The following is a 22,927-nucleotide window of genomic DNA, read 5'->3' on the forward strand; positions in this document are numbered from 1 at the left end:
GATGGCCGCCTCTCGTGGCCGCGTCAGTTCAGGCGCCGGCGCAGCCACCAGGTGCAGAAGCCGGTGAGCAGCCCGGCCAGGGCCAGGAAGACGCCCGTCTCGATCCACTGGAAGGTCCAGTAGCGGCCGGCCGGGTGGTGGACGACCTCCACATGGAGGTCGGCCTTCGCGAAGCATTCCGCCGGGTCGATGTCACGTTGTGCGCAGCCCTCGGCCCCCCTGACCTCCCGGCCGGAGTGATCGAGCACCGGGCCGCTGCCGGACACCACCCAGGCGCCCGGCCTGGCCACGCCGACCTCCACCTGCGCGGCGTCGCCCTCGCCGGTCAGGGAGATGTTCGTCGCCTCCCAGCCGGCCCCGGACGCGGCGGTGCCGTCCCCGGCCTCGTCCGGACCTCCGCCGCGCAGGGTGAGCGCGCTGAGGGCGATCTCGGTGCGTACCGGCTCCATGAAGTGGGGGCGTACGGCGAAGGGCATGAGGACCTGGACGGCGGCGAAGACCGCGAGGGTGGCCGCCATGGCGGGCACGGTCCTGCGGATCAGGAGTCCGGCACAGACCCCGACGGTGAAGGCGAAGGCCGCGTACGCGAGCGGGACGATGCCCCTGCCGTCGAAGATCACCGGGGTGAACCGGTCGCTGTTGATCTCGTCGAGCGGGGACGCCCACCAGGTCACCATGAGGCTGAGCAAGGCCGTGACGGCGACGGCCGCCAGGCCGACGGCGGTGAGCTTGACGCCGAGCCAGTGGGTGCGGGTGATGCTCTGGTTCCAGATCAGCCGGTGGGTGCCGGTCTCCAGTTCGCGGGCGATCAGGGGCGCGCCCCAGAAGACGCCCATGAGACCCGGTACGGCGATCAGGAGGCCGGTGACGAACGAGGACAGGGTGGCGTAGCGGGTGACGAACGCGTTCCGCGCCGCCCCGCAGTCGCTGCCGCACACGGCGACCGTGCTGTCGTAGGTGTCCCGGAGCTGCAAGCCGGTGATCACCAGGGTGGCGGTCACGGCGACGAGTGCGGCCAGGGCCACCAGGGTCTGGACACGGTACTGGCGCCAGGTGAGCCAGATCATCGCTGTGCCTCCAGGACGGTGCGGCCGGCGGGGCCGGACGTGCCCCCCGCCATGTAGGTGAGGACGAGGTCCTCCAGGCCGAGGGGCTCCAGGACCCAGGCCGGGTCGGGGACCGGGGCGGCTGCCCTGACGACGAAGGTGCTCTGCCGCTCGGTGTGCGTGGCCTGGAGGACGGTCATCCCGTCCGGCAGGCTGCCGGCCTCGCGCCGTGCGGTGGTGAGCCGGAAATGGGTGGAGAGGAGCTCGTCCACGTCCCCGGCTATCTGGACCCGGGAGGCGACCAGCGAGATCAGGTGGTCGCAGACCCGCTCCAGGTCGGAGACGAGGTGCGAGGAGAGGATGACGGTGGTGCCGTGCTCGGCGACGTACTCCATGAGTCCCTGGAGGAACTCGCGCCGGGCCAGGGGATCGAGGGCCGCGACCGGCTCGTCGAGGATGAGCAGTTCGGGTCGCTTGGCGACGGCGAGGGTGAGCGCGACCTGGGCGCGCTGGCCGCCGGAGAGCTTGCCGACGCGCTGCGCGGGGTCCAGGCCGAGGCTCCTGACGCGCTCGTCCGCCAGCGACGCGTCCCAGCCGGGGTTCAGCCGCCGCCCCAGCCTCAGGTGGTCGGCGACGGACAGCCCGGCGTACGTCGGGGTGTCCTGGGCGACGAACCCGACCTTGGCGAGCTGCGCGGGGCCGGAGGCGGGGCGTCCGCCGAGGACCTCGACGGTGCCCGAGGTGGGGGCGATCAGTCCGCAGGCCAGCTGTAACAGGGTGGATTTTCCGGCCCCGTTGGGCCCCACGAGGCCCACGACGCGGCCGGACGGCACGCTGATGGTGCAGTCCGAGAGGGCCTGGCGGCGGCCGTACCGCTTGCTCAGGCCCTTCGCTTCCAGAATGGCTGTCATCGCTCCTCTTCGGTGGGTGTGCGGAAGGTGCTCAGGAACAGGGCCTCGATGCTCTCCTCGTCCAGTCCCGCTCCCCGCGCCCGCTCCAGCCAGCCCTGCAACTCGCGTCGCAACGGCTCGTGTTCGGACAGCGAGGCGTCGCTGAGGGTGCTGGAGACGAAGGTGCCGACGCCGGGCTTCTTGGCGACCAGGCCCTCGTACTCCAGCTCCCGGTAGGCCTTGAGCACGGTGTTGGGATTGATCGCGACCTTGGCGGCGACGTCCTTGACCGTGGGCAGGCGGTCCCCCTCGAAGAGCAGCCCCAGGCGCATGGCCTGACGCACTTGGTGGACCAGTTGCAGGTACGGCGCGACACCGGACCGGGCATCGAGGTGAAACTCGATCACCGTCTCCTCTATTCATCTAGGTTCCTAGCACTATAGGACTCTAGTGATGCCCGGGCTGTCAACACACCTCGTCGAAGAGGCAGTTCATCGCGGGGTGCCATGGGAGGGCCCCGGTCAGGGAAGGCGGGCAGGCATGAACATCACGGTTTTCACGCGCGGACGGCGATGGGCCGCACTGCTGGCGGCCGGGCCCCTCGTCGCGGCGTGCGGCGGGCACGCCGCTCCCGGCGCACCGGCGGACGGGTCCCCGCCGGTACTGCGTCCGGGTGCGCACCTGGTGATCACGACCGGCAACGGCGTGCGGCTGCGGCCGGCCGACGGCGACCGGGCGGTCACGGAGGCCCGGATGGGCAGCGGCTGGTCCCACCGCGACGGCTTCTGGGCCCTCGACCTGTCCTGCCCGCGCCACGAGGGTCACGAGGACGGCCGGTGCCCCCGCATGCCCGCGGTCGGCGTTCCGGCCGGAGTCTCCGTCACGGTCACCGCCAGGAACGCGGGCATCGACGCGACGGGTATCGCGGCGGGGCTGGACCTGACCACGGTCAACGGGGACGTGACGGTCACCCGGTCCGGCAAGGACGACGCCACCGTCCGCCTGGTGACCCGCAACGGCTCGGTGCGCACCGGCACCCTGCGTGCGGCGGGCGTGCACGCGGAGACCGAGAACGGGGACGTGGCGCTCGGCAACGCCTCCTCGCCGGCCCGGGTCACCGCGGCCACGGTCAACGGCTCGGTGCGGGTGTCGCTGCCCCACGCCGCGCCCGCCTACGACGTCGCCGCCACCACGCGGAACGGCCGGACGTCGGTCGCCGTCCCCGCCGCCACGCGGGAGAACGGCCACGAGATGCGCCTGTCCACCGTCAATGGCGACGTCACCGCCGTGCGTGACTGAGACCCCTCAGGGGTGCTCCCCCGGCCCGTCGGCGTACGGGGCGAGGCGGGTGGGCGAAAGGGCGGTGTCCTCCTCGCCCGGCTCCAGCAGGGTGGCGGCAGCGCCCACGATGAGCGGGTCAGGCTTGCCGACCGCCTCGGCGCTCTTGGCCGTGTAGTCGACCCGGGCGAGCAGGCTGCGCATGGCTTCCAGACGGGCCCGGCGTTTGTCGTTGCTCTTCACGACGGTCCACGGCGCGTGCTCGGTGTCGGTGGCGCGGAACATGTCGATCTTCGCCGTCGTGTAGTCGTCCCACCGGTCGAGGGAGTCGATGTCGGTCGGCGAGAGCTTCCACTGGCGTACGGGGTCGACCTGGCGGATGGCGAAACGTGTGCGCTGCTCGGCCCGGGAGACGGAGAACCAGAACTTCACGACGACGATGCCGTCGTCGACGAGCATCCGCTCGAAGGCGGGGCACTGCTGGAGGAAGAGCTCGTACTCGGGCTGGGTGCAGAAGCCCATGACCCGTTCGACGCCGGCCCGGTTGTACCAGGAGCGGTCGAAGAAGACGAGCTCGCCCGGCGCGGGGAGGTGGGCCACGTAACGCTGGAAGTACCACTGGCCCCGCTCGCGGTCCGTGGGCTTGTCGAGCGCCACGATCCGCGCGCCACGGGGGTTGAGCCGCTCGGTGAAGCGCTGGATGGTGCCGCCCTTGCCCGCGGCGTCACGCCCCTCGCACACCACGACGACCCGCGCCCCGGTGTCCTTGGTCCACCGCTGCAGTTTGAGCATCTCGATCTGCAGGATGCGCTTGATCCGCTCATACTCCTTGCGGCGGATCTTGCGGTCGTACGGGTAGTTCTCCCGCCAGGTCTTGATCGGCCTGCCCGCCTCGTCGAGCAGGATCGGCTGCTCCGGCCTGCTGGTGTCGACGGTCAGGCCGTCCAGCAGCTGCTTCTCCAGCTCGTCGCGCTTCATCAGGCCCAGCGTGGCACCCGTTCGGGTTCCGCGCCACCAGGTGGCGCGGCACCGACGCACAGTTTCCGGCCCTGCTCCCTGCCCCGGCACGGGGAACACCCGCGCGTTTAAGTAAGGTGCACCTAACAGTGCCAGGTCAGCGCTCCTCTGGTGTGCCCCCTTGAGGTCGGAGAACCCCTTGTCGAATGCCCCGTCCATGGCCCCCGGCACCGCCCCCTCCCCCGTCGGCGACCCTCTGGCCGGAGCCGTGCCCCTGGAGTCGGCCGAGCAGCTGCGCGAGATCCTGGGCGAACCGTGGCCGATCGTCATCGAGAAGGTCCACGACGAGCTCACCGAGGCGGACCTGGACCTCCTGGCCCGGGCACCGTTCTGCGCCGTGTCGACCTCAGACGCCGAGGGCAACTGCGACACCTCCCCGCGCGGGGGCGAGCCGGGCTTCACCCGGGTCCTGGACCCACGCACCCTCGTGCTGCCCGACCTGCCGGGCAACCGGCGCGGGGACAGCTTCCACAACATCCTGTCCAACCCGCACGTGGGTCTGCTCTACCTGATACCCGGTGTCATGACGGTCCTGCGGATCAACGGGCGGGCGCGCATCCTCACGGACGCCCCGTTCTTCGACGAGATGGCCGTCAAGGGCCGGCGCCCCGACCTGGCGCTGGTCGTGGACATCGACGAGATATACCTGCACTGCCCGGCCTCGCTGAAGCGCTCCGGAGTGTGGGCCCCCGACACCTGGGAGGAGCAGCCGGCGAAGAAGGCGGCGCGGCCGGCGTCCGCGCGGTGAGCTGATCCGCCGGGGCGAGCCGATGGGCGCGGGCCGGTCACCGGCGCGGGCGCCCGGGCGGCGTCCGGCGCCGGTCCATCAGATTCCGGCGCCGGTCCGTCAGAATCCGCCGCCGCCGTCGAAGCCGCCGCCTCCGAAACCGCCGCCGTCCCCGAAGCCGCCCCCGTCGCCGAAGCCGCCGAAGCCGGACGAGTCGAAGTCGGAGCCGGAGACGTCACCGCCGCTCCATTCACCGCCCCCGCCGAAGTCACCGCCGCCGTACTCCGCCGCGTACGCCGGGGTGGAGAGCATCGAGCCGAGCATGGTGCCGACCAGCAGGCCGGGGAGCAGGCCGCCGCCGAAGTAGCCGCCTGCCCAGGGGCCATAGGCAGGGCCCGCCTCCCAGTAGGGGCGGCGGCGGCCGTCGCCGACGTCGACCGTACGGCTCATCGGGTCCTCGCCCTCGCGCAGCCGGACCTCGTCCGCGCCGCAGACCGGGACCTCGCGGGCCGCGCCGCCGGACGGCGTCCACAGGACGTCCGCCACCGAGGGGCCGTGGCGCGGGTCGAAGAAGCAGGGCGGGCGGCGTGCCGGGAGCGCGCGGCCGGTGCGCCTGGCCTCCAGGACGGCGAGCGAGAAGCGGCCGTCCTCCAGGGCCTGGGTCACCCCTCGTACGTCGGAGGGGTGCTGGGCGTTGCCCATGCGGGACTTGGCGTCGTCATAGGAGTCGAGCGCCCGCTCGTAGTCGACGCGCATCGCGTCGTCGGCGCCCTTCTCCCCCGGGTGGAAGTCCAGCCGGTCCAGGGTTTCGCCGTACGCGGTGATGTCCTCGTCCACGACGACCCTGAGCTTCTCCAGGGCGGCCCGCTCTTCTTCCTCCTTCCGCTTCCTGTTGCGGCGGACGACGGCGAAGGCGGCGCCACCTCCGATCAGGACCACGCCGCCGAGGACGATCAGGCCGCCCACCGGGACGCCGTTCGCCGCGCCGTCACCGGCGTTGTCACCGCCGGACCAGGAGGCCGGGGCGCTGCCCTTGGCCTCCTTGACGGCCCGGTCGACGAAGGCGTTGAGCTGGGTCGCGGCGTTCGTGCCGGTGCCGGGTGCCTTCACGGCGGTGGTGAGGTTGTCGACCGCCCGGACCGGCATCACCTGCGGGTCGGCGCCCGCGTCGAAGCCGTCGCCGAGGCGGACCGCGTAGACACCGGTGATCCCGGTGTCGGTCCGCAGGTTCTGGAGGAGGTTGTCTGCCGGGTACTCGGACGTCGCCGGCAGGACGGCCACGAAGACCGGCTTGTCGGCGTCGGTGATCTTCTTCTCCAGGGCGGCCTCCTGGGCCGCCGAGAGCTGGCCGGACGCGGCCGGGTCGACGAAGACGGGGCCCTGGCGCAGGGCGCGGGCGGCGTCGTCGATCGTGGCGGGGGCGGCATGGGCGGTGGAGGACATGGCCAGCAGTGCCGCCGAGAGCATCAGCAGCAGGCAGGCCCACAAGGGAGCGAACAGCCTGTTCCGCATACTCCGAAAGTAACCCGGACGGGTGACAAATGCGCCACCCGCCCGGGTCCCTTTCCTGCTGTTATGCGGCTACACCGCGCGGTACGCCGCGCGCAGCTTCGCCACCGCTCCGGTGAGATCGCCGGTGAGCAGCAGGTGGTCGGCCTCGGCGAACGGCTTGGAGACCGCCTGGGTCAGCTTGCCCCCGGCCCGCTGCTGGACCAGGAGCCTCGCCCGGTCCACGATCTCCTTGCCGGCCGCGGTCTTCCCGAGACCCGCCCGCTCGGCGAGCTGGGCGGCGACAGCGAGGCCGGTGAGCGTGGCCTCACCGCCCGTGGGGACCTTCTTCAGGGTGGTGAGGCCCCAGCCGTACGGGTACTGCGGGTCGTACACCGTGTCACCGACGTTGACCGGCAGCTGCGCCTCGGACTTCGGCCAGGTCACCGGGAGCTGTCCGGTGAAGGCCCGCTTGCCGTAGAGGACGTCGGCGACGCCGTCGCCCTCGGTGCCGGGCAGCCAGGAGGCGACCAGCGCGTCGATGTCACCGAGCCGGTCCCCGATGAGCTGGGGGCGGCCGGAGACGACGAGGACGGCGCACTTCATGGCGGCGCAGACCGTGTCGATCGCCTTCTTGTCGGCGTCGGTGAGCTCCAGGTCGTGGCCGTTGCCGACATCCCCGATGCCTTCGGCGTACGGCTTCTCGCCGACGACCACCACACCGGCGTCGTAGCCGTCGGTCGGGGCGGAGGCGTCCTGGGAGAAGGTGGCCGACGAGGTGTTCTTCTCGATGCCCTCCAGGATCGTCGTGCCCGTGGTGGTGGCACCGGAGGCTCCCTGCCAGCTGACGGTCCAGCCGCCGGCCTGGTTGCCGAGGTCGTCGGCGTTGGAGCCGGCGACGTAGACCTTCTGCGAGGCCTTGAGCGGGAGCACCGGGCCGTCGTTCTTCAGGAGCACCTGGGACTTGGCGGCCGCCTCACGGGCGACCGCGCGGTGCCCGGCCGATCCGACCTCGTCGAGGTTGGACGTGTCGGCGTACGGCTTCTCGAAGAGGCCGAGGCGGAACTTCTGGGTGAGGATGCGCGACACGGCGTCGTCGATCCGGGCCTGGCTGATCCGGCCCGCGGTGACCTCGCTCTGGAGCGTCCTGCTGAAGTCCTGGTACGCGGTCGGGACCATGATCATGTCCAGGCCGGCGTTGACCGAGGTGCGGACGTCGCTCGCGTAGTCGCCGGGGATCTGGTCGATGGCCTGCCAGTCGCTGATGACGAAGCCCTCGAAGCCCATCCGGTCCTTGAGCACACCGTTGATCATCTCGGCGTTGGCGTGCATCTTCACCGGGCCGGCGTCGTCGCCGAGGACGTCCAGCGAGGAGTACGACGGCATGACCGTGCCGACGCCCCGCTTCACGGACTCGGCGAAGGGCGAGAGGTGGACGGCTTCGAGCTCCTCGCGGGTGACCTTGGTGACGCCCTGGTCGATGGTGTACGAGCCGGTGGTGGACGAGCCGAACTCCGTGCCGCCGTCGCCGACGAAGTGCTTGGCGCTGGCCAGCACCTTGTCGTTGCGGTCGAGGTCCTTGCCCGAGGGGTGGCCCTGCATGCCGTTGATGACCGTCTCCATGGCCTCGACCAGGGCGGGGTCCTCGCCGTACGCCTCGTAGGAACGGCCCCAGCGCTCGTCACGGGTGACGCAGACGCAGGGGGCGAAGTCCCACGGGATGCCGGTGGCGCGGACCTCGCTCGCGGTGACGGCGCCGGTCTTCTCGGCGAGCTTCGGGTCGCGGCCCGCGCCGATGCCGATGTTGTGCGGCATGATCGTCGAGCCGATCACGTTGTTGTGGCCGTGCACCGCGTCCACGCCGTAGATCAGCGGGATCTGGAAGCGGGTGGCCTGCGCCCGCAGCTGGTAGGCGTCCACCATCTTCGCCCAGGCCTCGGGCGTGTTCGGGGTGGGCACCGAGCCGCCGCCGGAGAGCAGCGAACCGAGGTCGTACGCGGCGATGTCGCCCTGCGACTTCAGCGCGTTGCGCTCGGCCTGGGTCATCTGCCCGGCCTTCTCCGCGGGGGACATCCGCGCCAGCAGGTCGGCGACCCGCTGCTTCACCGGCAGCTTCGCGTTCTGGTACGGCAGCCCGTGGGCGTCGATGACGACCTGCGGGTTCTCCTTGGGCGCCCGGGCCCCGGTGACGGTGAGCTCCAGCGGGATCGTCTCCGCGGACTCGGCGCCCCTGTCCTTGGCGGTGGCCACGGAGACGGTGTGCGTGGTGCCGGACGCGGTGCCGGCGGGGAAGGTGTGGGTGCCGGTGACCGGGGTGTAGTCCTTGCCGGACTCGGCGCTGCCGCCCTTGGTCGTGTACGCGACGGTGACGGGCTCCTCGATGGGAGCGGAGCCGGTGGTGGCGACGGAGATCCGGATGTCCGCCGTCCCGCCCTCCTTCACCGTGTGCACGGCGGAGTCGACGACGACGCTCGACTTCAGCGCCGGTTCGGCCTTGCCGTACAGCTCGACGGCGTCCATGGCGAAGGAGCCGGGGGCGCCGGTCGGGAGGGTGACGGCGTAGCCCCACATCTCGTTCAGGCCGAGGACCTGGTCGATGCCGCCGACGGGCTGGTAGTCCGCGCGGTAGACGAAGTCCGCGAAGGGTATCTCGACCTGGTGCCAGCCCTCCCAGTCGTCGGTGAAGGAGGTGGTCCACAGCTCGGAGGCGCCGCCGTTCGCGCCGCCGTCCTTGATCTCGAAGTTGATCCGCTTGCCCGAACCGGGCGGCAGGGGCGCGGTGTTCTGGCCGTACCACCAGAAGCGGATGCCCTTGTGGGCGGTCCAGTCCTTCGGGGGCTGGTCGACGGCGAACTCATGGCTGAGTCCGCCCCAGGCGCTGATGTCGTAGGTGCCCTGGAGGACCTTGGAGCCCTCGGGGGCGTCGGCGCGCTCCTTGAACTCCAGCGCCGGGTGGTCGTCCGCGTCGCCGCCCCAGGTGAACAGGGAGTCGGCGGGCGGGTTGCCGAGGGGCACCTCGCCCTCGAAGCGGTCGACGAGGACGGGGGCCGGGTCCTCGGCACCGGCCGCCGCGCTGGGGACGGCCCCGGCGAGGAGTGAGGCGAGGACGGTGGCGGCGGCGAGCGCGGCGGTCGCCGGTCTCGCGCGATGGCGTGCGCGGGCGTGCGGTGTACGGGGCATGTGCGGCTCTTCTCTGCTCCGGTGGCGGTTCTGCGCGGGCGAGGTCAGTCGTTGCGGGCGTTCCGGGTGAGGTTCAGTCGGTGCGGGCGTTCCGGGTGAGGCTGATCGTGTCGCGGTACCACTTGGCGCTGTCCTTGAGCGTCCGCGCCTGCGTGTCGTAGTCGACGCGGACGATGCCGAACCGCTTGTCGTAGCCGTACGCCCACTCGAAGTTGTCCATCAGCGACCAGGCGAAGTAGCCCCGGACATCGGCACCCTGGGCGCGCGCCTCGGCCAGGGCGGCGATGTGGTCGGCGAGGTAGGCGGTGCGGTCGGCGTCGGGCACGGTGCCGTCGGCGGCGACGGTGTCGTCGAAGGCGGCGCCGTTCTCGGTGATGACGACCGGCAGCGCGTAGTCGCGCTGGAGCCGCAGCAGGAGATCGGTGAGCTCCGTGGGGGTGATCTCCCAGTCCATGGCGGTGCGGGGCAGGTCGCGCTCCACCCCCCGGACGACGGGGAGCCCGTCGGCGTCGGTGGGCGATCCGTCCTCGGTGACTCCGGAGAACATGGCACCCCGGTAGAAGTTGACGCCGAGGACGTCGAGGGGTGTGGCGATGGCCTCCAGGTCGCCGTCCTTGACAGGCAGTTCGATGCCCTGGGCGGCGAGGTCGTCCACGACGTCCTGCGGGTAGCGGCCGTGGACGACCGGGTCGAGGTACAGGCGGGTGCCCATGCCGTCGGCGCGGCGGCAGGCCTCCCGGTCGGCCGGGCTGTCGGTCTCCGGGGTCGCGGTGCCGAGGTTGAGGGTGATGCCGAGTTCGAGCGGGTTGCCGCCCGCCGCCTCGCGCATCCGCCGGGCGGCGAGGCCGTGGCCCAGGAGCAGGTGGTGGACGGCGCGCATGGCATCGCCCATGTCGGTGCGGCCGGGGGCGTGCGCCCCGTAGGCGTATCCGAGCATCGCCGAGCACCACGGCTCGTTGAGGGTCGTCCAGTGCTCGACCCGGTCGCCGAGGGCCTCGTAGGCGAGCATGGAGTACTCGGCGAAGCGGAGGGCGGTGTCGCGGGCCGGCCAGCCGCCCGCGTCCTCCAGCTCCTGCGGCAGGTCCCAGTGGTAGAGCGTGATCCAGGGCGTGACGCCCCTGCCCTGGAGTTCGTCGACCAGCCGCTTGTAGAAGTCGAGGCCCTTGGCGTTGGCCGGGCCCCGGCCGCCGGGCTGGATGCGCGGCCAGGCGAGGGAGAAGCGGTAGGTGTCGACGCCGAGGCCCGCGATCAGCTCCACGTCCTCGGGCATCCGGTGGTAGTGGTCGCAGGCCACGTCGCCGTGCTCCGCGTGGTGCACGGCGCCCGGCACGCGGCAGAAGGTGTCCCAGATGGAGGGGGTGCGGCCGTCCTCCGCCACGGCGCCCTCGATCTGGTACGAGGAGGTGGCCACGCCCCAGCGGAAGTCGGCAGGGAGTCCCTGGACGGCGGCGGGCTGCAGGCTGCTGCGGGGCGTGACGAGATTCATGGGTCTCCGTAACTCCGGGTGCTGTGGGGTGGTGAGCGGTGGTGCGGTCAGTGGTGCAGCCAGCAGGCGACCTCGCGGTCCTGGCCGGCGTCCGGTGCGGCGAGGACCGGCACCCGTGCGGAACAGGCGTCGAAGGCCTTGCCGCAGCGGGGGTGGAAGGCGCAGCCGGCGGGCATCGCGGACAGGTGCGGGGGTGAGCCGGGGATGCCGGTGAGCTCGCGCCGGGGGCCGTGCAGCGCGGGGAAGGAGTGCAGCAGGCCCTCGCTGTAGGGGTGGCGCGGGTCGCGGTAGATCTCGGCGGCGCCCGCCTGCTCCACGATCCGTCCGCCGTACATGATCGCGATGCGGTCGGAGAACTCGATGAGCAGCGAGATGTCGTGGGTGATGAACACGACGGAGAAGGAGAGGCGTTCGCGCAGCTCCACCAGCTTGCGCAGGATCTGCCGCTGCATCACGACGTCGAGCGCGGTGGTGGGCTCGTCCATGATGACGATCTCGGGCTCCAGGGCGAGCGCCATCGCGATCATCACGCGCTGGCGCATGCCGCCGGAGAGCTGGTGCGGATAGGCGGCGAGCCGGTCCGCGGAGATGCCGACGAGGCCGAGCAGTTCCTCGGCGCGCGCGGTCCGCTCGGCGGCCCGCATGCCGGGGCGGTGCGCGGCGAGCACGTCGGTGAGCTGGCTGTGGACCGTGTGCACCGGGTTCAGCGAGTTCATCGCCCCCTGGAACACGATCGACAGCTCCTGCCAGCGGAAGGCACGCAGCTCGTCGGGGCTCAGGGCGAGGATGTCGACGGCCTCCCCGCCCGGCCGGTGGTAGTGGACATCCCCGCCCGTGATCACCCCGGGCGGGGAGAGCAGCCGGGTGACGGCGTACGCCAGCGTGGACTTGCCCGAACCCGACTCCCCCGCCAGGCCGAGGACTTCACCCCGGTGGAGGGTGAGGTCGATGTCCCGCAGCGCGCGGACACCGGTCTCGCCGGTGCCGTAGTCGACGTTCAGGCCGCTGATGGTGAGGATCGGCTCGGCGGTCATGCGCTGTGCTCCTTGCTGGACGTGCCGGGCGATTCGGGGGCGCCGGACGACGCCGGTTCCGTGGGGGCACCGGACGACGCCGGTTCCGTGGGAGCACCGGACGACGCCTGCTCCGTGGGGGCGCCCTCGCGGACCACGGGGGTGAACGCGGGCGGCTCGGAGGCGCCGGGCGACCCGGGCTCGGCGGTGCGGACCACGGGGGTGAAGCCGACCCGCATCCGGACCTTCCGGGAGGAGCCCGTCGCGGTGCGCAGACGCGGGTTGACGAACTCGTCGATACCGAAGTTGATGAGGGAGAGCGCCGTGCCCAGCAGGGCGATGCACAGACCGGCCGGGACGAACCACCACCAGGCGCCCTGGGCCAGGGCCTGGTTGGACTGCGCCCAGAAGAGGACGGTCCCCCAGTTCCAGTGGGAGATGTCGGCCACGCCGATGAAGGCGAGGGTGATCTCCGAGAGGACGGCGAAGATGACGGTGCCGACGAAGCCGGAGGCGATGACGGCGGTGAGGTTCGGCATGACCTCGAACAGGATGATCCGCCAGGTGGACTCGCCGGTGGCGCGGGCGGCCTCCACGTAGTCGCGGCGCCGGAGCGACAGGGTCTGGGCGCGCAGCACGCGGGCGCCCCAGGCCCATGAGGTGAGGGCGATGACGGCGGCTATCAGCAGGTCCCCGGTGTCCTCGACGAAGCTCGCGATGATGATGATCAGCGGCAGCCCGGGGATGACGAGGAAGATGTTGGAGACCATCGAGAGGACCTCGTCGGCGGCGCCGCCGAGGAACCCCGCGCTGACCCCGATGAGCACGGACAGCACGGTCGCCAGGATGCCGGCGAGGAATCCGACGAGCAGCACGCCCCGGGTGCCGACCAGGATCTGGGAGAGGACGTCCTGTCCCGTCTGGGTCGTCCCGAACCAGTGCTCGGAGGACGGCGGTTGCAGCAGCTGGTCGCTCATCGCGTCCGGGTCGTACGGGGCGAGCCAGGGGCCCGCCACGGCGAGGAGCACGAAGAAGGCGAGGATCAGCAGTCCGGTGCGGGTCTTCCCTCCGCGCAGGAAGCGGAACCTGACCCGCGAGGCGGCGGGCGCGGCGTCGCTGACGACGACGTCGGTGGTGGTGGTGACGGACATCGGCTCATGCCTCCTTGCGGGTACGGGGGTCGAGGAGGGCGTAGGCCATGTCGGCCAGCAGGTTCGCGGCGAGCACGGAGAGCGTGATGATCAGGAAGACGCCCTGCATGAGCGGGTAGTCCTTGGCTCCGACGGCCTGGAAGAGCTGGTAGCCGATGCCCGGGTAGGAGAAGACCATCTCGACCAGCAGGGTGCCGCCGACGATGAAGCCCAGCGAGAGGGCGAAGCCCGAGATGTTGGGCAGGACGGCGTTGCGCGCGGCGTAGGAGAACATCACGCGCCGCTCGGAGAGCCCCTTGGCCTGCGCCACCATGACGTAGTCCTCGGAGGAGACCGTCACCATCATGTTGCGCATGCCGAGGATCCAGCCGGCGATGGCGCTCAGGACGATCGTCACCCCGGGGAGCACCCCGTGGTAGAGCGCGCTGGAGATGAACGGCCAGTCGAAGGCCGGGACCAGGGAGTTGTCGTATCCTCCGGCCGCCGGGAAGATCTGCCACTTCACCGCGAACACCGCGATCGCGATGAGGCCCAGCCAGAAGTAGGGGATGGCCGAGATGAAGGTGGTCACAGGCAGCAGACCGTCCAGCCAGGAGCCTCGCCGCCAGCCGCTGTAGACGCCGATGCCGGTGCCGAGCAGGAAGCTGATCAGGGTGGTGATCCCGACCAGGGCGAGCGTCCAGGGCAGCGACTGGGAGATCACCTCGCCGACCGGGGTCGGGAAGAAGGTGAAGGAGAGCCCGAGGTCGCCGTCGAGCAGATGGGACCAGTAGTCGGTGTACTGCGCCCAGACGGACTGCTTCTCGTCGAGTCCGAACAGCGCCTTCAGCGAGGCGATGGCGGTGGTGTCGAGCTGCCCCTGGTAGCGGCTCATCAGGGCGTCGACGGGGTCGCCCGGCATCATGCGCGGGATCAGGAAGTTGATGGTGATGGCGGCCCACGCGGTGACCGCGTAGAAGGCGAACCGCTGGAGGATGTACTTCACTTCGCTGCTCCCTCGGCGGTGGTGCCGTCGTACAGCCAGCAGGCGGCCCACTGGCCATCGGCCAGGTCGAAGCGCGGCGGCAACTCGGTGCGGCAGCGCTCCATGGCCTTGGGGCAGCGGGGATGGAAGCGGCAGCCGGCCGGCGGGGTGATCAGTGAGGGCGGCTCGCCGCTCCCGGTCTCCTCCTGCGCCTCGGTGTCCGCCACCCGGTCGGGGTCGGGCGCGGAGGCGATGAGCAGCTGGGTGTAGGGGTGTGCGGGGTGCTGGGTGACGGTCTCGCTGTCGCCGCCCTCGACGATCCGGCCGGCGTACATCACGAGGGTCGTGTCCGCGAAGTAGCGTGCGGACGCGATGTCGTGGGTGATGTAGAGGATCGCCAGGTGCAGGCGCTCCTTGAGGTCGCGGAGCAGGTTGAGGACGCCGAGCCGGATCGACACGTCCAGCATCGACACCGGCTCGTCGGCGAGCAGCACCTGGGGGTCGGCGCCGAGCGCGCGCGCGATCGCGACGCGCTGGCGCTGCCCTCCCGACAGCTCGTGCGGGAACTTGTCCAGATACTGATGAGGAGGAGTCAGCTGGACGCGTTCGAGCAGAGCGGTCAGGTTCTTCTCCAGGTCCGCCTCGCCGTCCCCCGCCCTGCCGTGGATCTTCAGGGCGCGGGTGAGGTGGTAGCGCACGGTGTGCACCGGGTTGAGCGAGGCGAAGGGGTCCTGGAAGATCAGCTGGACCTGCTTGACGTATCTGCGGAAGGACCGGCCACGCCCGGCCTTCACCGCCGTGCCGCCCAGCTCGATCTCCCCCGCGGTGAGCGGGTACAGCTGGGCGAGCAGCCGCGCGACGGTGGATTTGCCCGAGCCGGACTCCCCCACCAGAGCCGTGACGGTGCCGCGCCGGAGCTTCAGCGAGACGTCGTCGACGGCGTGGACGGTACGGCGGCTGCGGGCGAGGAGGTCCTTGCCGGTGCGCCGTACGGGGAAGTGCTTGGTGACTCCGCGTGCTTCGAGCACCACATCCGTCGTGGTGCGCACGTCTTCGGACTGTTCGGTGGTCATGGCCGGTTCTTCCCGTTACTTACTTGGCGGGCTTCAGGTTCAGCACGACTTCCAGCGCGTCCTGCTGGGTGTGCTGCGGGGCTGCGTAGGGGTCCTCCTCGGTCGGCCAGCCCACCCAGTTCTTCGTGGAGTACTCGGCACCGATGGGGGCCGCGGCCGTCGGAATCACCGGCGCCTGCTCGACCATGATCTTCTGGAGGGCGTTGATGGCCTCGGTGCGCGTCGCGTCGTCCGTGGCGTTGGCGTACTCCTTCAGCGCGGCGGTCGCCTCGGGGCTCTTGAAGCGGCCGAAGTTGCCGAGCTGGGAGGCCTTGCCGATGGGCTGGAGGATCGCCCCGTCCATGATGTTCTGGTACATGTCGTACGGGGTGGCGCCGCTGTTGGTCCAGTGCAGGGTGGCGTCGAAGTTGCCGACGGCGACATCGTTGGTCCAGGCCTCGGCGGTCTGGGTCTTGACCTTGGCCTCGATGCCGAGCTGCTTGATGCTGTCCTTGATGATCGAGAGCCCGGTGATGTAGTCGTTCCAGCCGGCCGGGTCGGTGAAGGTCAGCTTCACGGGCTTGCCGCTCGGGTCCTTCAGGACGCCTCCGCTGAGCTTGAAGCCGGCCTCGTCCAGGATCTTCTTGGCCCCCGCGACATCGGGCTTCGTGGTGGCGCTCTTGTACTCCGGTGCGAGGAACGGCTCACCGGCGGGCAGCGGGATGCCGGTCGGGTTGGTGATCTCCGGATAGAGCGTCGCCTGCGCCTGCACGTGGATCGCGTTGCGGTCGACGACCATGGCCATCGCCTTGCGCAGCGCCGGGTTGTCGAACGGCTTGCGGGCGGTGTTGAACCACAGGCCGTGGATGCCGAGTCCCGAGGGGAACCAGAGCTTGTGGTTCTTCGGGTCCTTGGCGACGTACAGCTGCTTGTAGTTCGGCATGAAGACGAACGACCACTCCAGCTTGCCGTTGGCCAGGGCCGTGGTCGCGGCGCTGTTGTCGTTGTACGTGCTGTAGCGCAGCTCCTTGACCTTGGTCTTGCCCTTCCAGTAGGTGGGCGTGGCGGTCAGGGTGGTGGTCTGCGGGGTGAAGGTCTTCAGCTTGTACGGGCCGGAGCCGACCGGGGTGCGGTTGGGCCAGGTCTCGGGGTTCTCGACCTTCTCCCAGATGTGCTTGGGCACGACATAGGTCGAGATGATCTTGTTCTGGTTGACGAACTGCGATTCCTTGAAAGTCAGGACGACCTTCTCGCCCTCGACGGCGATGCCGTCGTACGGGATGCCGTTGCCGTTGAGCGCCGGGTGCTTCTTCAGCAGCTCGAAGGTGAACGCGACGTCGGCGGCGGTGAGCGGCTTGCCGTCGGCCCACTTGGCCCTCTTGTCGAGGGTGAAGGTGAGCTTGGTGAAGTTGGACTCCCAGCCCCACGCGGTCGCGAGCCAGGGGTCCGCCTTGTCGGTGGGGCGGATCATGTTGGTCATCGCCAGCGGCTCGTAGATCATGTAGCGGTAGCCGAGCGTGGCGCTCGCGGAGGTGGCGAGGAACGGGTTGCTGTTGTTCGTCTGCGGTCCGTCCGGCTTTCCGATGGTCAGCACGCCGGAGGCACCGGCTCCGCCTCCCTTGTTGGCGCCCGAGTTGGCGGACGAGCAGCCCGCGGCGAGCGCGACCACGGCAGTGGCGACTGAGAGCGCTCTCAGAGTGTGACGACGGCGTACGGACATGGCGACTCCAGGAGGACTGCGGGTCTGGGAGATCCCGTGGTGTGGACAGCGCTCGACGCGCCGGGCGGGTGGTGCGGGTGCCGGTGGCGGCGGTTTCGGGGATGCGGGCGGGTGACCGGCGGGGAGGCCGGGTCCGTTACGGCGCCGAGTGGCGCACGACCAGTTCGGTGGGCAGCACGACCGGTCCGTCCGGTACGGCGGTGCCGCCGAGGTGGGAGAGCAGCAGGCGGGCCGCCGCCTCGCCCATCTGCCGGGTGGGCTGATGCACGGTGGTCAGCGGGGGTTCGGTGTGTTCGGCCATCGGGATGTCGTCGAAGCCGACCACCGCGATGTCGTCGGGTACGCGGCGGCCGGCGGCTCGCAGGGCCCGCAGGACGCCGGCCGCGCTGATGTCGTTGTGCGCGAAGACGGAGTCGAACTCGGTGCCCGACGCGAGGAGTTCCTCGACGGCGAGACGGCCCCGGCGTTCGGTGAAGTCCCCGTCCACCACCAGATCGGTGGGCAGGACGGAGAGGAATCCCGCGAGCCGGTCGCGTACGCAGCCGAAGTGCTTCGGCCCCGCGACGACCAGGGGTCTCGTGCGTCCCGAGTCCCGCAGATGGCGGGCGGCGGACGCGCCCCCCTCGTGATTGGTGGTCACGACGGAGGGGAATTCCGGGTGGTGGCCCCGGTCGTCGATCAGCACGATCGGCAGCCCGGACCTGTGCAGCGCGGTGAGCTGGTCGAGCGTGTTCTCGGGTTCCACGACGACGAGGCCGTCGAAGGCGCGCGCCGACACCTGGGTGGTGAAGCGTTCGACGGACTCGGCACCCCGGTTGCAGGTGAAGAGCAGCAGCCCGTAGTCGGCGGCCTCGACGGTGTCGACGACCCCCTGGAGCACTTCACCCATCCACGGCCAGGTGAGCGAGGGCACCAGCATCCCGACCGTACGGCTGCTGCCACGGGCCAGTCCGACGGCGCCCGAACTCGGTACGTAACCGAGGTCCGCGATCACTTCACGAACGCGGGCGGCCGTGGAACCGTCCACGTCGCCCTTGAGGTTGAGGACCCGCGACACCGTCGTCTTGCTGACGCCGGCCTCACGGGCGACATCGGCGATGGTGACGCGCATCGGAGCCTCCAGGGGCAAGGCAGGACAGGGGGTACGGAACGGGCTTCGGTACCGGTTCCGCAACCGGTACCGGAACCGGTACCGGCGTTGCGGCTGGAGTTAACCCCGCTGGAACAGAGGCGTCAACACTTCACACCGAGATTGGTCCGTACCCATGATCGAAGCAGCTCCGGAAGCGCTTCCGTTCACCTCTTGAACGCATACCTCTCTCAAGCCCGGGTCGGGCCGCCGGCCGGCGGAGCGCGGGTCCGGGCACGGCTGTACACCTGCAACCGTCCACCGCTCCCGATCTTCAAGACGTGCGACGGGGAAGGGCCGGGCCTAGACTGATGTCATCGAGGATCGACCCAACAGTGCGGCTCGCACCAGGTGTTGAGCACGCAACGACTCGGCGCCCCGGGGCACCTCCGATCCGTGCGCGACTGCGAAGGGCGCACCGCACCGCGGACGACCCGGGGCAGCGGACCACGGAGGCGGCCATGCCGCACACCAACCCTCATCTCGGGGTGGAGAACGACTTCGGCCCGTCGCACGAGGCCCGTGGCTGGCAGGCGGGTTACGACGCGGGGATCGGCTCCCCGGACGGGGTGCCCGCCACTCCGTCCGTCCGCGTCGCCGGCTTCATGAAGGCGTGGGCCGAGGGCGCGGCCGCGGGCAACGCCGACGGGAAGGCGGAGGGCTGGCGGCTGCGGCCCGTACGCGAGGAGGGGCCGGGCGGCCTGACCCGTCCGCCGGGCGCCGAGCCCCTGAGCAGTGGAGAGACCGGCGGCCCCGCCACGGCGTTCCCTCACGCGTGGAGGAGTGTGGGGGCGCTGCCGCTGATCGTGATGCTGGCGCACGCCGCCCCGGAGGCTGGGGGCTCGTGGACCGCCCAGCTGGCGGGGCTGGCCCTGAGGCGGGCGCTCGCTGCTCCGGACGGCCCCGGTCAGCTCTATGTGCCGTGCTGCGTCGAGCCGGCGCACGACGCGACGGGAGACCCGGTGCTCGACGCCGGTTACTGGCACGGCCCGGTGTCGGCCTCCTTCGAGGCGGCGGCCGAGGAGGCCGCCGGGCACGGGCTCGTACGGATTCCGCACGCCCCCGGGGTGGCCCGCTACCGTCCCGCCGACGACCACAACTTCTGGGACTGGCTGCCGCTGGACCAGGGCGATCACATGCGGCTCTGACCTGCGGGGCGGACGGCGGGGGGCCGTCCGCCGGCCGCGGCGATTCCGGGCCCCGGGCACGGCGGCTCCGGTCGTGGTGCCGTCAGTCGGTCGGCTCCACCCCGGCCCGCAGCAGGCCGAAGGTGTACGCGTCCTCCAGTGCCTGCCAGGACGCGGCGATGACGTTCTCGGCCACGCCGACCGTCGCCCAGTCGCCGTTCCCGTCGCCGGTGGTGATCAGCACGCGGGTGGTGGACTCGGTGCCCGTGCGGCCCTCCAGGATGCGGACCTTGTAGTCGATCAGCTCCATCTTGGCGAGCTGCGGGTAGATCCGCTCCAGGCCGACGCGGAGCGCCCGGTCCAGTGCGTTGACCGGGCCGTTGCCCTCCGCGGTGGCGACGATCCGCTCACCCTTCGCCCAGAGCTTCACGGTCGCCTCGTTGGCGTGGGTGCCGTCGGGGCGGTCCTCGACGATGGCCCGCCAGGACTCGACGCGGAAGTAGCGGCGCGGCCTGCCCTCCACCTCGGCGCGCAGCAGCAGTTCGAAGGAGGCGTCGGCCGCCTCGTAGGTGTAGCCCTTGAGCTCGCGCTCCTTGACCCGCTCCACGACCCGGCCGACCAGGGCGCGGTCGTCGCCCAGGTCGATGCCGAGCTCCTTGCCCTTGAGCTCGATCGAGGCGCGGCCCGCCATGTCGGAGACGAGCATCCGCATGGTGTTGCCCACGAGTTCGGGGTCGATGTGCTGGTACAGGTCGGGGTCGACCTTGATCGCGGAGGCGTGCAGTCCGGCCTTGTGGGCGAAGGCGGAGACACCCACGTACGGCTGGTGGGTGGAGGGCGTGAGGTTGACGACCTCGGCGATGGCGTGGGAGATCCGGGTCATCTCGGCAAGCGCGCCCTCGGGCAGGACGGTCTTGCCGTACTTGAGCTCCAGCGCGGCGACGACGGGGAAGAGGTTGGCGTTGCCGACCCGCTCGCCGTAGCCGTTGGCGGTGCACTGCACATGCGTGGCGCCCGCGTCCACGGCGGCCAAGGTGTTGGCGACGGCACAGCCCGTGTCGTCCTGGGCGTGGATGCCGAGCCGGGCGCCGGTGTCGGCGAGGACGGTGGAGACGACGGCCTGGACCTGCGCCGGGAGCATGCCCCCGTTGGTGTCGCAGAGGATGACGACGTCGGCGCCGGCCTCGTGCGCCGTGCGCACGACCTGCTTGGCGTACTCGGCGTTGGCGCGGTAGCCGTCGAAGAAGTGCTCGCAGTCGACGAAGACCCGGCGGCCCTGCTCCGTGAGGTGCGCGACGGTGTCGCGGACCATCTCCAGGTTCTCTTCGAGCGTGGTGCGCAGGGCCAGTTCCACATGGCGGTCGTGGGACTTGGCGACGAGCGTGATCACCGGGGCGCCGGAGTCCAGGAGCGCCTGTACCTGCGGGTCCTCGGCGGCCTTGCCGCCCGCCCTGCGGGTCGCGCCGAAGGCGACGAGCCGGGCGTGCCGGAAGTCGATCTCCTGCCGGGCACGGGCGAAGAACTCGGTGTCGCGGGGGTTGGCGCCCGGCCAGCCGCCCTCGATGAAGCCCACGCCGAAGTCGTCCAGATGCCGGGCAATGGTCAGCTTGTCCGCGACCGTCAGGTTGATGCCTTCACGCTGCGCACCGTCGCGCAGCGTGGTGTCGAAGACATGGAACGTGTCGTCGGGGGCCGTGGCCTTGGTGGTCATGCTGATCTGACTCCTGTCGGGTGAGCGGATCCGGAAGACTAGGCTCCACTTGCCCCCATCATCTCGCGTGCCTCGCTCCGGCCGTGGTGTGGGCCGGAAAACGAAAAAACCCCTCGCGGGTGCGAGAGGTCTGCGCGCGGGTCTGGGGCACGATGTCCGTTCCGTACGTGGTCGTACGGGACGGTCACTGCGGACCGGCGCGCCTGCTGCCGATAATCATGGCGAACGAGGACACGGCAGCAGTCTGGCACAGCGGCACTCCCGGGTCCCCGGTCGTCTCAGGATGCGGGCGTGACGTCCGTCGCACCGGTGGAGGGACGCCCGTGCCCGAGCGTCTCGTCCACGTACCGGCTCATCTCGTCGAGGACCCGCTCCCGCCCGGTCCCCGGGATGCCGACGGTGACATGGACGCTGAAGCCGTCCATCAGCGCCCGCAGGCGGGTCGCGGCCCGGTCCGGGTCGACGGCTGCGAACTCCCCGCGGGCGACGCCGTCGGCCAGCAGTTCCACCAGATCGCGGTGCCAGGCGTCCTCGATCGCGGCCTGCCGGGCGCGCGCGTCGTCGTCGGCGTCCTGCGAGCGGTTCCAGACCTCCAGCCAGAGCGTCCAGTGCGGGTCCCGGTGGCCGTCGGGGACGTACAGCGCGATGTAGGCGCCCAGGCGCCGGCGCGCGGTGCCGGGCCCGGTGAGCAGGGCCCGGCGTTCGGCCCCGAGCCTGGCCTCGCTCCACTCCAGGGTCTGGAGCAGCAGTTCGTCCTTGGTGCGGAAGTAGTAGAGGAGGTGGCCGCTGCTCATGTGGACCTCGCGGCCGAGCCCCGCCATGGTCAGCCCGTCGAGTCCACGCTCGGCGACGGTGGCCATGACGGCGGCGAGCACGTCCTCCCGGGGCGGGGCGATGTTGCGGCGGCGCGGGGTACGGGGCACGGTGTCAGATCCTGGGCTGTTGCTGCGTGATGCAGTGGATGCCTCCACCGCCGGCAAAGATCGTACGGGCGTCGACGAGCGTCACCGTACGGTCCGGGAACAGTTCCCCGAAGACGTCCGCCGCCTCCTGGTCCCTCGGGTCGTCGAAGGCGCAGAGGACCACGCCGCCGTTGCAGAGGTAGTGGTTGATGTAGGAGTAGTCCACCCACGCTCCGTCGGCGTCCCTGAGCACCGTGGGCGCGGGCACCTCGACCACCTCCAGCGGGCGGCCCCGGGCGTCGGTGGCGGCGCGCAGGACGCGTACCGTCTCACGGGTGATCAGGTGGTCCGGGTGGGAGGGGTCGGGCTGGACATGGGCGACGACGACACCAGGACGGGCGAAGGCGGCGACGATGTCGACGTGCCCGAGGGTGCCGTACGTGCCGTAGTCCCCGGCCAGCCCGCGCGGCAGCCAGATGGCCTTCTCGGTGCCGAGCCGGGCGTGGATCTCGTCCTCGACGGCCTGCCGGGTCCAGCCGGGGTTGCGCTCCTCGCCCAGCTGCACGGTCTCGGTGAGCAGGACGGTGCCCTCGCCGTCGACGTGGATGGCCCCGCCCTCGTTGACCAGCGGTGAGCCGTGCACGGGGACCCCGGCCAGCTCGGCGACGCCGCGCGCGATGTGCCGGTCGTGCTCCCAGCGGGCCCAGCTCTGTGCGCCCCAGCCGTTGAAGGTCCAGTCCACGGCGGCGAGCCGGCGGCCGTCGGTGACGAAGGTGGGGCCGATGTCGCGCATCCAGGCGTCGTCGAGGGGGCGTACGGCGGTCTCGATGTCCGGGCCGAGGAGCTCGCGGGCGCTGTCCTCCTGGCCGGGGCCCACGACCACGGTGACGGGCTCGAAGCGGCGTACGGCGCGGGCGACGGCGGCCCAGGCGCGGCGCGCCTCCTCCAGCTCCTCCCCGTCGGCGAAGGTGGGGTTGGGGCCCGGCCAGGCCATCCAGGTGCGCTCGTGCGGGGCCCATTCGGGCGGCATGCGGAAGGTCATGGCG

Annotated in this window: 19 protein-coding genes; 3 read left to right on the forward strand and 16 right to left on the reverse strand. The window is 71.1% G+C overall.

Annotated elements, in window-relative coordinates:
- Nucleotides 1-23: 23 nt before the first annotated feature.
- The 3 genes from ACWCQM_RS01105 to ACWCQM_RS01115 are packed head-to-tail and all read right to left on the reverse strand — an operon-like array spanning nucleotide 24 to nucleotide 2,343.
- Nucleotides 24-1,067, reverse strand: a complete 1,044-nt coding sequence (locus tag ACWCQM_RS01105; protein ID WP_450913287.1) for an ABC transporter permease — start codon at nucleotides 1,065-1,067, stop codon at nucleotides 24-26.
- Entirely contained in the window at nucleotides 1,064-1,957 is an 894-nt protein-coding gene (locus ACWCQM_RS01110) for an ABC transporter ATP-binding protein (RefSeq protein ID WP_450913288.1), read from the reverse strand. The genes ACWCQM_RS01105 and ACWCQM_RS01110 overlap by 4 nt, the downstream gene beginning before the upstream one ends.
- Nucleotides 1,954-2,343: a GntR family transcriptional regulator gene (locus tag ACWCQM_RS01115; protein WP_450913289.1), complete on the reverse strand. Its 390-nt coding sequence runs from the start codon at nucleotides 2,341-2,343 to the stop codon at nucleotides 1,954-1,956. Before ACWCQM_RS01115 ends, ACWCQM_RS01110 begins: the two co-directional genes overlap by 4 nt.
- Nucleotides 2,344-2,476: 133 nt before the next feature.
- Here ACWCQM_RS01115 and ACWCQM_RS01120 point away from each other — a divergent pair, with 133 nt between their 5' ends.
- Complete coding sequence (locus tag ACWCQM_RS01120) at nucleotides 2,477-3,235, forward strand: DUF4097 family beta strand repeat-containing protein (RefSeq protein ID WP_450913290.1); 759 nt, start codon at nucleotides 2,477-2,479, stop codon at nucleotides 3,233-3,235.
- A gap of 6 nt (nucleotides 3,236-3,241) precedes the next feature.
- Here the strand turns inward: ACWCQM_RS01120 and ppk2 are convergent, their stop codons facing one another.
- Nucleotides 3,242-4,192, reverse strand: coding sequence for a polyphosphate kinase 2 (ppk2, locus tag ACWCQM_RS01125; RefSeq protein ID WP_450913291.1), 951 nt, complete (start codon nucleotides 4,190-4,192; stop codon nucleotides 3,242-3,244).
- A 196-nt stretch (nucleotides 4,193-4,388) separates the two neighbouring features.
- On the opposite strand from ppk2, the gene ACWCQM_RS01130 reads away from it, so the two are divergent.
- Nucleotides 4,389-4,979: an MSMEG_1061 family FMN-dependent PPOX-type flavoprotein gene (locus ACWCQM_RS01130; RefSeq protein ID WP_450913629.1), complete on the forward strand. Its 591-nt coding sequence runs from the start codon at nucleotides 4,389-4,391 to the stop codon at nucleotides 4,977-4,979.
- 99 nt (nucleotides 4,980-5,078) lie between these two features.
- Here ACWCQM_RS01130 and ACWCQM_RS01135 read toward each other — a convergent pair whose 3' ends face one another.
- From ACWCQM_RS01135 to ACWCQM_RS01175, 9 genes are all read right to left on the reverse strand, one after another.
- The gene (locus ACWCQM_RS01135) at nucleotides 5,079-6,470 is read right to left on the reverse strand and encodes a hypothetical protein (RefSeq protein ID WP_450913292.1); all 1,392 of its coding nucleotides are present in this window, start codon (nucleotides 6,468-6,470) and stop codon (nucleotides 5,079-5,081) included.
- 69 nt (nucleotides 6,471-6,539) lie between these two features.
- Nucleotides 6,540-9,626 carry a glycoside hydrolase family 3 N-terminal domain-containing protein gene (locus ACWCQM_RS01140; RefSeq protein WP_450913293.1) on the reverse strand — a complete coding sequence of 1,029 codons (3,087 nt, stop codon included), beginning with the start codon at nucleotides 9,624-9,626 and terminating at the stop codon, nucleotides 6,540-6,542.
- A 73-nt stretch (nucleotides 9,627-9,699) separates the two neighbouring features.
- Nucleotides 9,700-11,112, reverse strand: a complete 1,413-nt coding sequence (locus ACWCQM_RS01145; protein WP_450913294.1) for a GH1 family beta-glucosidase — start codon at nucleotides 11,110-11,112, stop codon at nucleotides 9,700-9,702.
- Nucleotides 11,113-11,159: 47 nt separating this feature from the next.
- Nucleotides 11,160-12,146 (reverse strand): ABC transporter ATP-binding protein, encoded by a 987-nt coding sequence (locus ACWCQM_RS01150; protein ID WP_073745552.1) that lies wholly within the window; start codon nucleotides 12,144-12,146, stop codon nucleotides 11,160-11,162.
- Nucleotides 12,143-13,276 (reverse strand): ABC transporter permease, encoded by a 1,134-nt coding sequence (locus ACWCQM_RS01155; protein WP_450913295.1) that lies wholly within the window; start codon nucleotides 13,274-13,276, stop codon nucleotides 12,143-12,145. The genes ACWCQM_RS01150 and ACWCQM_RS01155 overlap by 4 nt, the downstream gene beginning before the upstream one ends.
- Nucleotides 13,277-13,280: 4 nt before the next feature.
- Nucleotides 13,281-14,261 carry an ABC transporter permease gene (locus tag ACWCQM_RS01160; protein WP_450913296.1) on the reverse strand — a complete coding sequence of 327 codons (981 nt, stop codon included), beginning with the start codon at nucleotides 14,259-14,261 and terminating at the stop codon, nucleotides 13,281-13,283.
- Nucleotides 14,258-15,313: an ABC transporter ATP-binding protein gene (locus tag ACWCQM_RS01165; RefSeq protein WP_450913297.1), complete on the reverse strand. Its 1,056-nt coding sequence runs from the start codon at nucleotides 15,311-15,313 to the stop codon at nucleotides 14,258-14,260. The genes ACWCQM_RS01160 and ACWCQM_RS01165 overlap by 4 nt, the downstream gene beginning before the upstream one ends.
- A 19-nt stretch (nucleotides 15,314-15,332) precedes the next feature.
- Nucleotides 15,333-17,012 (reverse strand): ABC transporter substrate-binding protein, encoded by a 1,680-nt coding sequence (locus tag ACWCQM_RS01170; protein WP_450913298.1) that lies wholly within the window; start codon nucleotides 17,010-17,012, stop codon nucleotides 15,333-15,335.
- 136 nt (nucleotides 17,013-17,148) lie between these two features.
- Entirely contained in the window at nucleotides 17,149-18,123 is a 975-nt protein-coding gene (locus tag ACWCQM_RS01175) for a LacI family DNA-binding transcriptional regulator (protein ID WP_450913299.1), read from the reverse strand.
- A gap of 479 nt (nucleotides 18,124-18,602) precedes the next feature.
- On the opposite strand from ACWCQM_RS01175, the gene ACWCQM_RS01180 reads away from it, so the two are divergent.
- Nucleotides 18,603-19,289 (forward strand): hypothetical protein, encoded by a 687-nt coding sequence (locus ACWCQM_RS01180; protein ID WP_450913300.1) that lies wholly within the window; start codon nucleotides 18,603-18,605, stop codon nucleotides 19,287-19,289.
- 82 nt (nucleotides 19,290-19,371) lie between these two features.
- Here the strand turns inward: ACWCQM_RS01180 and cimA are convergent, their stop codons facing one another.
- From cimA to ACWCQM_RS01195, 3 genes are all read right to left on the reverse strand, one after another.
- A complete protein-coding gene (gene cimA / locus ACWCQM_RS01185; RefSeq protein WP_450913301.1) occupies nucleotides 19,372-20,979 on the reverse strand; it encodes a citramalate synthase in 1,608 nt (535 codons plus the stop codon).
- A 278-nt stretch (nucleotides 20,980-21,257) separates the two neighbouring features.
- Nucleotides 21,258-21,902 carry a TetR/AcrR family transcriptional regulator gene (locus ACWCQM_RS01190; RefSeq protein WP_450913302.1) on the reverse strand — a complete coding sequence of 215 codons (645 nt, stop codon included), beginning with the start codon at nucleotides 21,900-21,902 and terminating at the stop codon, nucleotides 21,258-21,260.
- 4 nt (nucleotides 21,903-21,906) lie between these two features.
- On the reverse strand, nucleotides 21,907-22,923 hold the full coding sequence (locus tag ACWCQM_RS01195) for an agmatine deiminase family protein (protein ID WP_450913303.1): 1,017 nt from the start codon (nucleotides 22,921-22,923) through the stop codon (nucleotides 21,907-21,909).
- Nucleotides 22,924-22,927: the final 4 nt, after the last annotated feature.

This window comes from Streptomyces sp. NPDC002125 (assembly GCF_053593715.1).

What these genes read in the sequence shown, in the direction of transcription:
- ACWCQM_RS01105 (WP_450913287.1), bottom strand. Translation starts at nt 1,067, where the DNA reads ATGATCTGGCTCACCTGGCGCCAGTACCGTGTCCAGACCCTGGTGGCC.
- ACWCQM_RS01110 (WP_450913288.1), bottom strand. Translation starts at nt 1,957, where the DNA reads ATGACAGCCATTCTGGAAGCGAAGGGCCTGAGCAAGCGGTACGGCCGC.
- ACWCQM_RS01120 (WP_450913290.1), top strand. Translation starts at nt 2,477, where the DNA reads ATGAACATCACGGTTTTCACGCGCGGACGGCGATGGGCCGCACTGCTG.
- ppk2 (WP_450913291.1), bottom strand. Translation starts at nt 4,192, where the DNA reads ATGAAGCGCGACGAGCTGGAGAAGCAGCTGCTGGACGGCCTGACCGTC.
- ACWCQM_RS01130 (WP_450913629.1), top strand. Translation starts at nt 4,389, where the DNA reads ATGGCCCCCGGCACCGCCCCCTCCCCCGTCGGCGACCCTCTGGCCGGA.
- ACWCQM_RS01135 (WP_450913292.1), bottom strand. Translation starts at nt 6,470, where the DNA reads ATGCGGAACAGGCTGTTCGCTCCCTTGTGGGCCTGCCTGCTGCTGATG.
- ACWCQM_RS01140 (WP_450913293.1), bottom strand. Translation starts at nt 9,626, where the DNA reads ATGCCCCGTACACCGCACGCCCGCGCACGCCATCGCGCGAGACCGGCG.
- ACWCQM_RS01145 (WP_450913294.1), bottom strand. Translation starts at nt 11,112, where the DNA reads ATGAATCTCGTCACGCCCCGCAGCAGCCTGCAGCCCGCCGCCGTCCAG.
- ACWCQM_RS01150 (WP_073745552.1), bottom strand. Translation starts at nt 12,146, where the DNA reads ATGACCGCCGAGCCGATCCTCACCATCAGCGGCCTGAACGTCGACTAC.
- ACWCQM_RS01155 (WP_450913295.1), bottom strand. Translation starts at nt 13,276, where the DNA reads ATGTCCGTCACCACCACCACCGACGTCGTCGTCAGCGACGCCGCGCCC.
- ACWCQM_RS01165 (WP_450913297.1), bottom strand. Translation starts at nt 15,313, where the DNA reads ATGACCACCGAACAGTCCGAAGACGTGCGCACCACGACGGATGTGGTG.
- ACWCQM_RS01170 (WP_450913298.1), bottom strand. Translation starts at nt 17,012, where the DNA reads ATGTCCGTACGCCGTCGTCACACTCTGAGAGCGCTCTCAGTCGCCACT.
- ACWCQM_RS01175 (WP_450913299.1), bottom strand. Translation starts at nt 18,123, where the DNA reads ATGCGCGTCACCATCGCCGATGTCGCCCGTGAGGCCGGCGTCAGCAAG.
- ACWCQM_RS01180 (WP_450913300.1), top strand. Translation starts at nt 18,603, where the DNA reads ATGCCGCACACCAACCCTCATCTCGGGGTGGAGAACGACTTCGGCCCG.
- cimA (WP_450913301.1), bottom strand. Translation starts at nt 20,979, where the DNA reads ATGACCACCAAGGCCACGGCCCCCGACGACACGTTCCATGTCTTCGAC.
- ACWCQM_RS01195 (WP_450913303.1), bottom strand. Translation starts at nt 22,923, where the DNA reads ATGACCTTCCGCATGCCGCCCGAATGGGCCCCGCACGAGCGCACCTGG.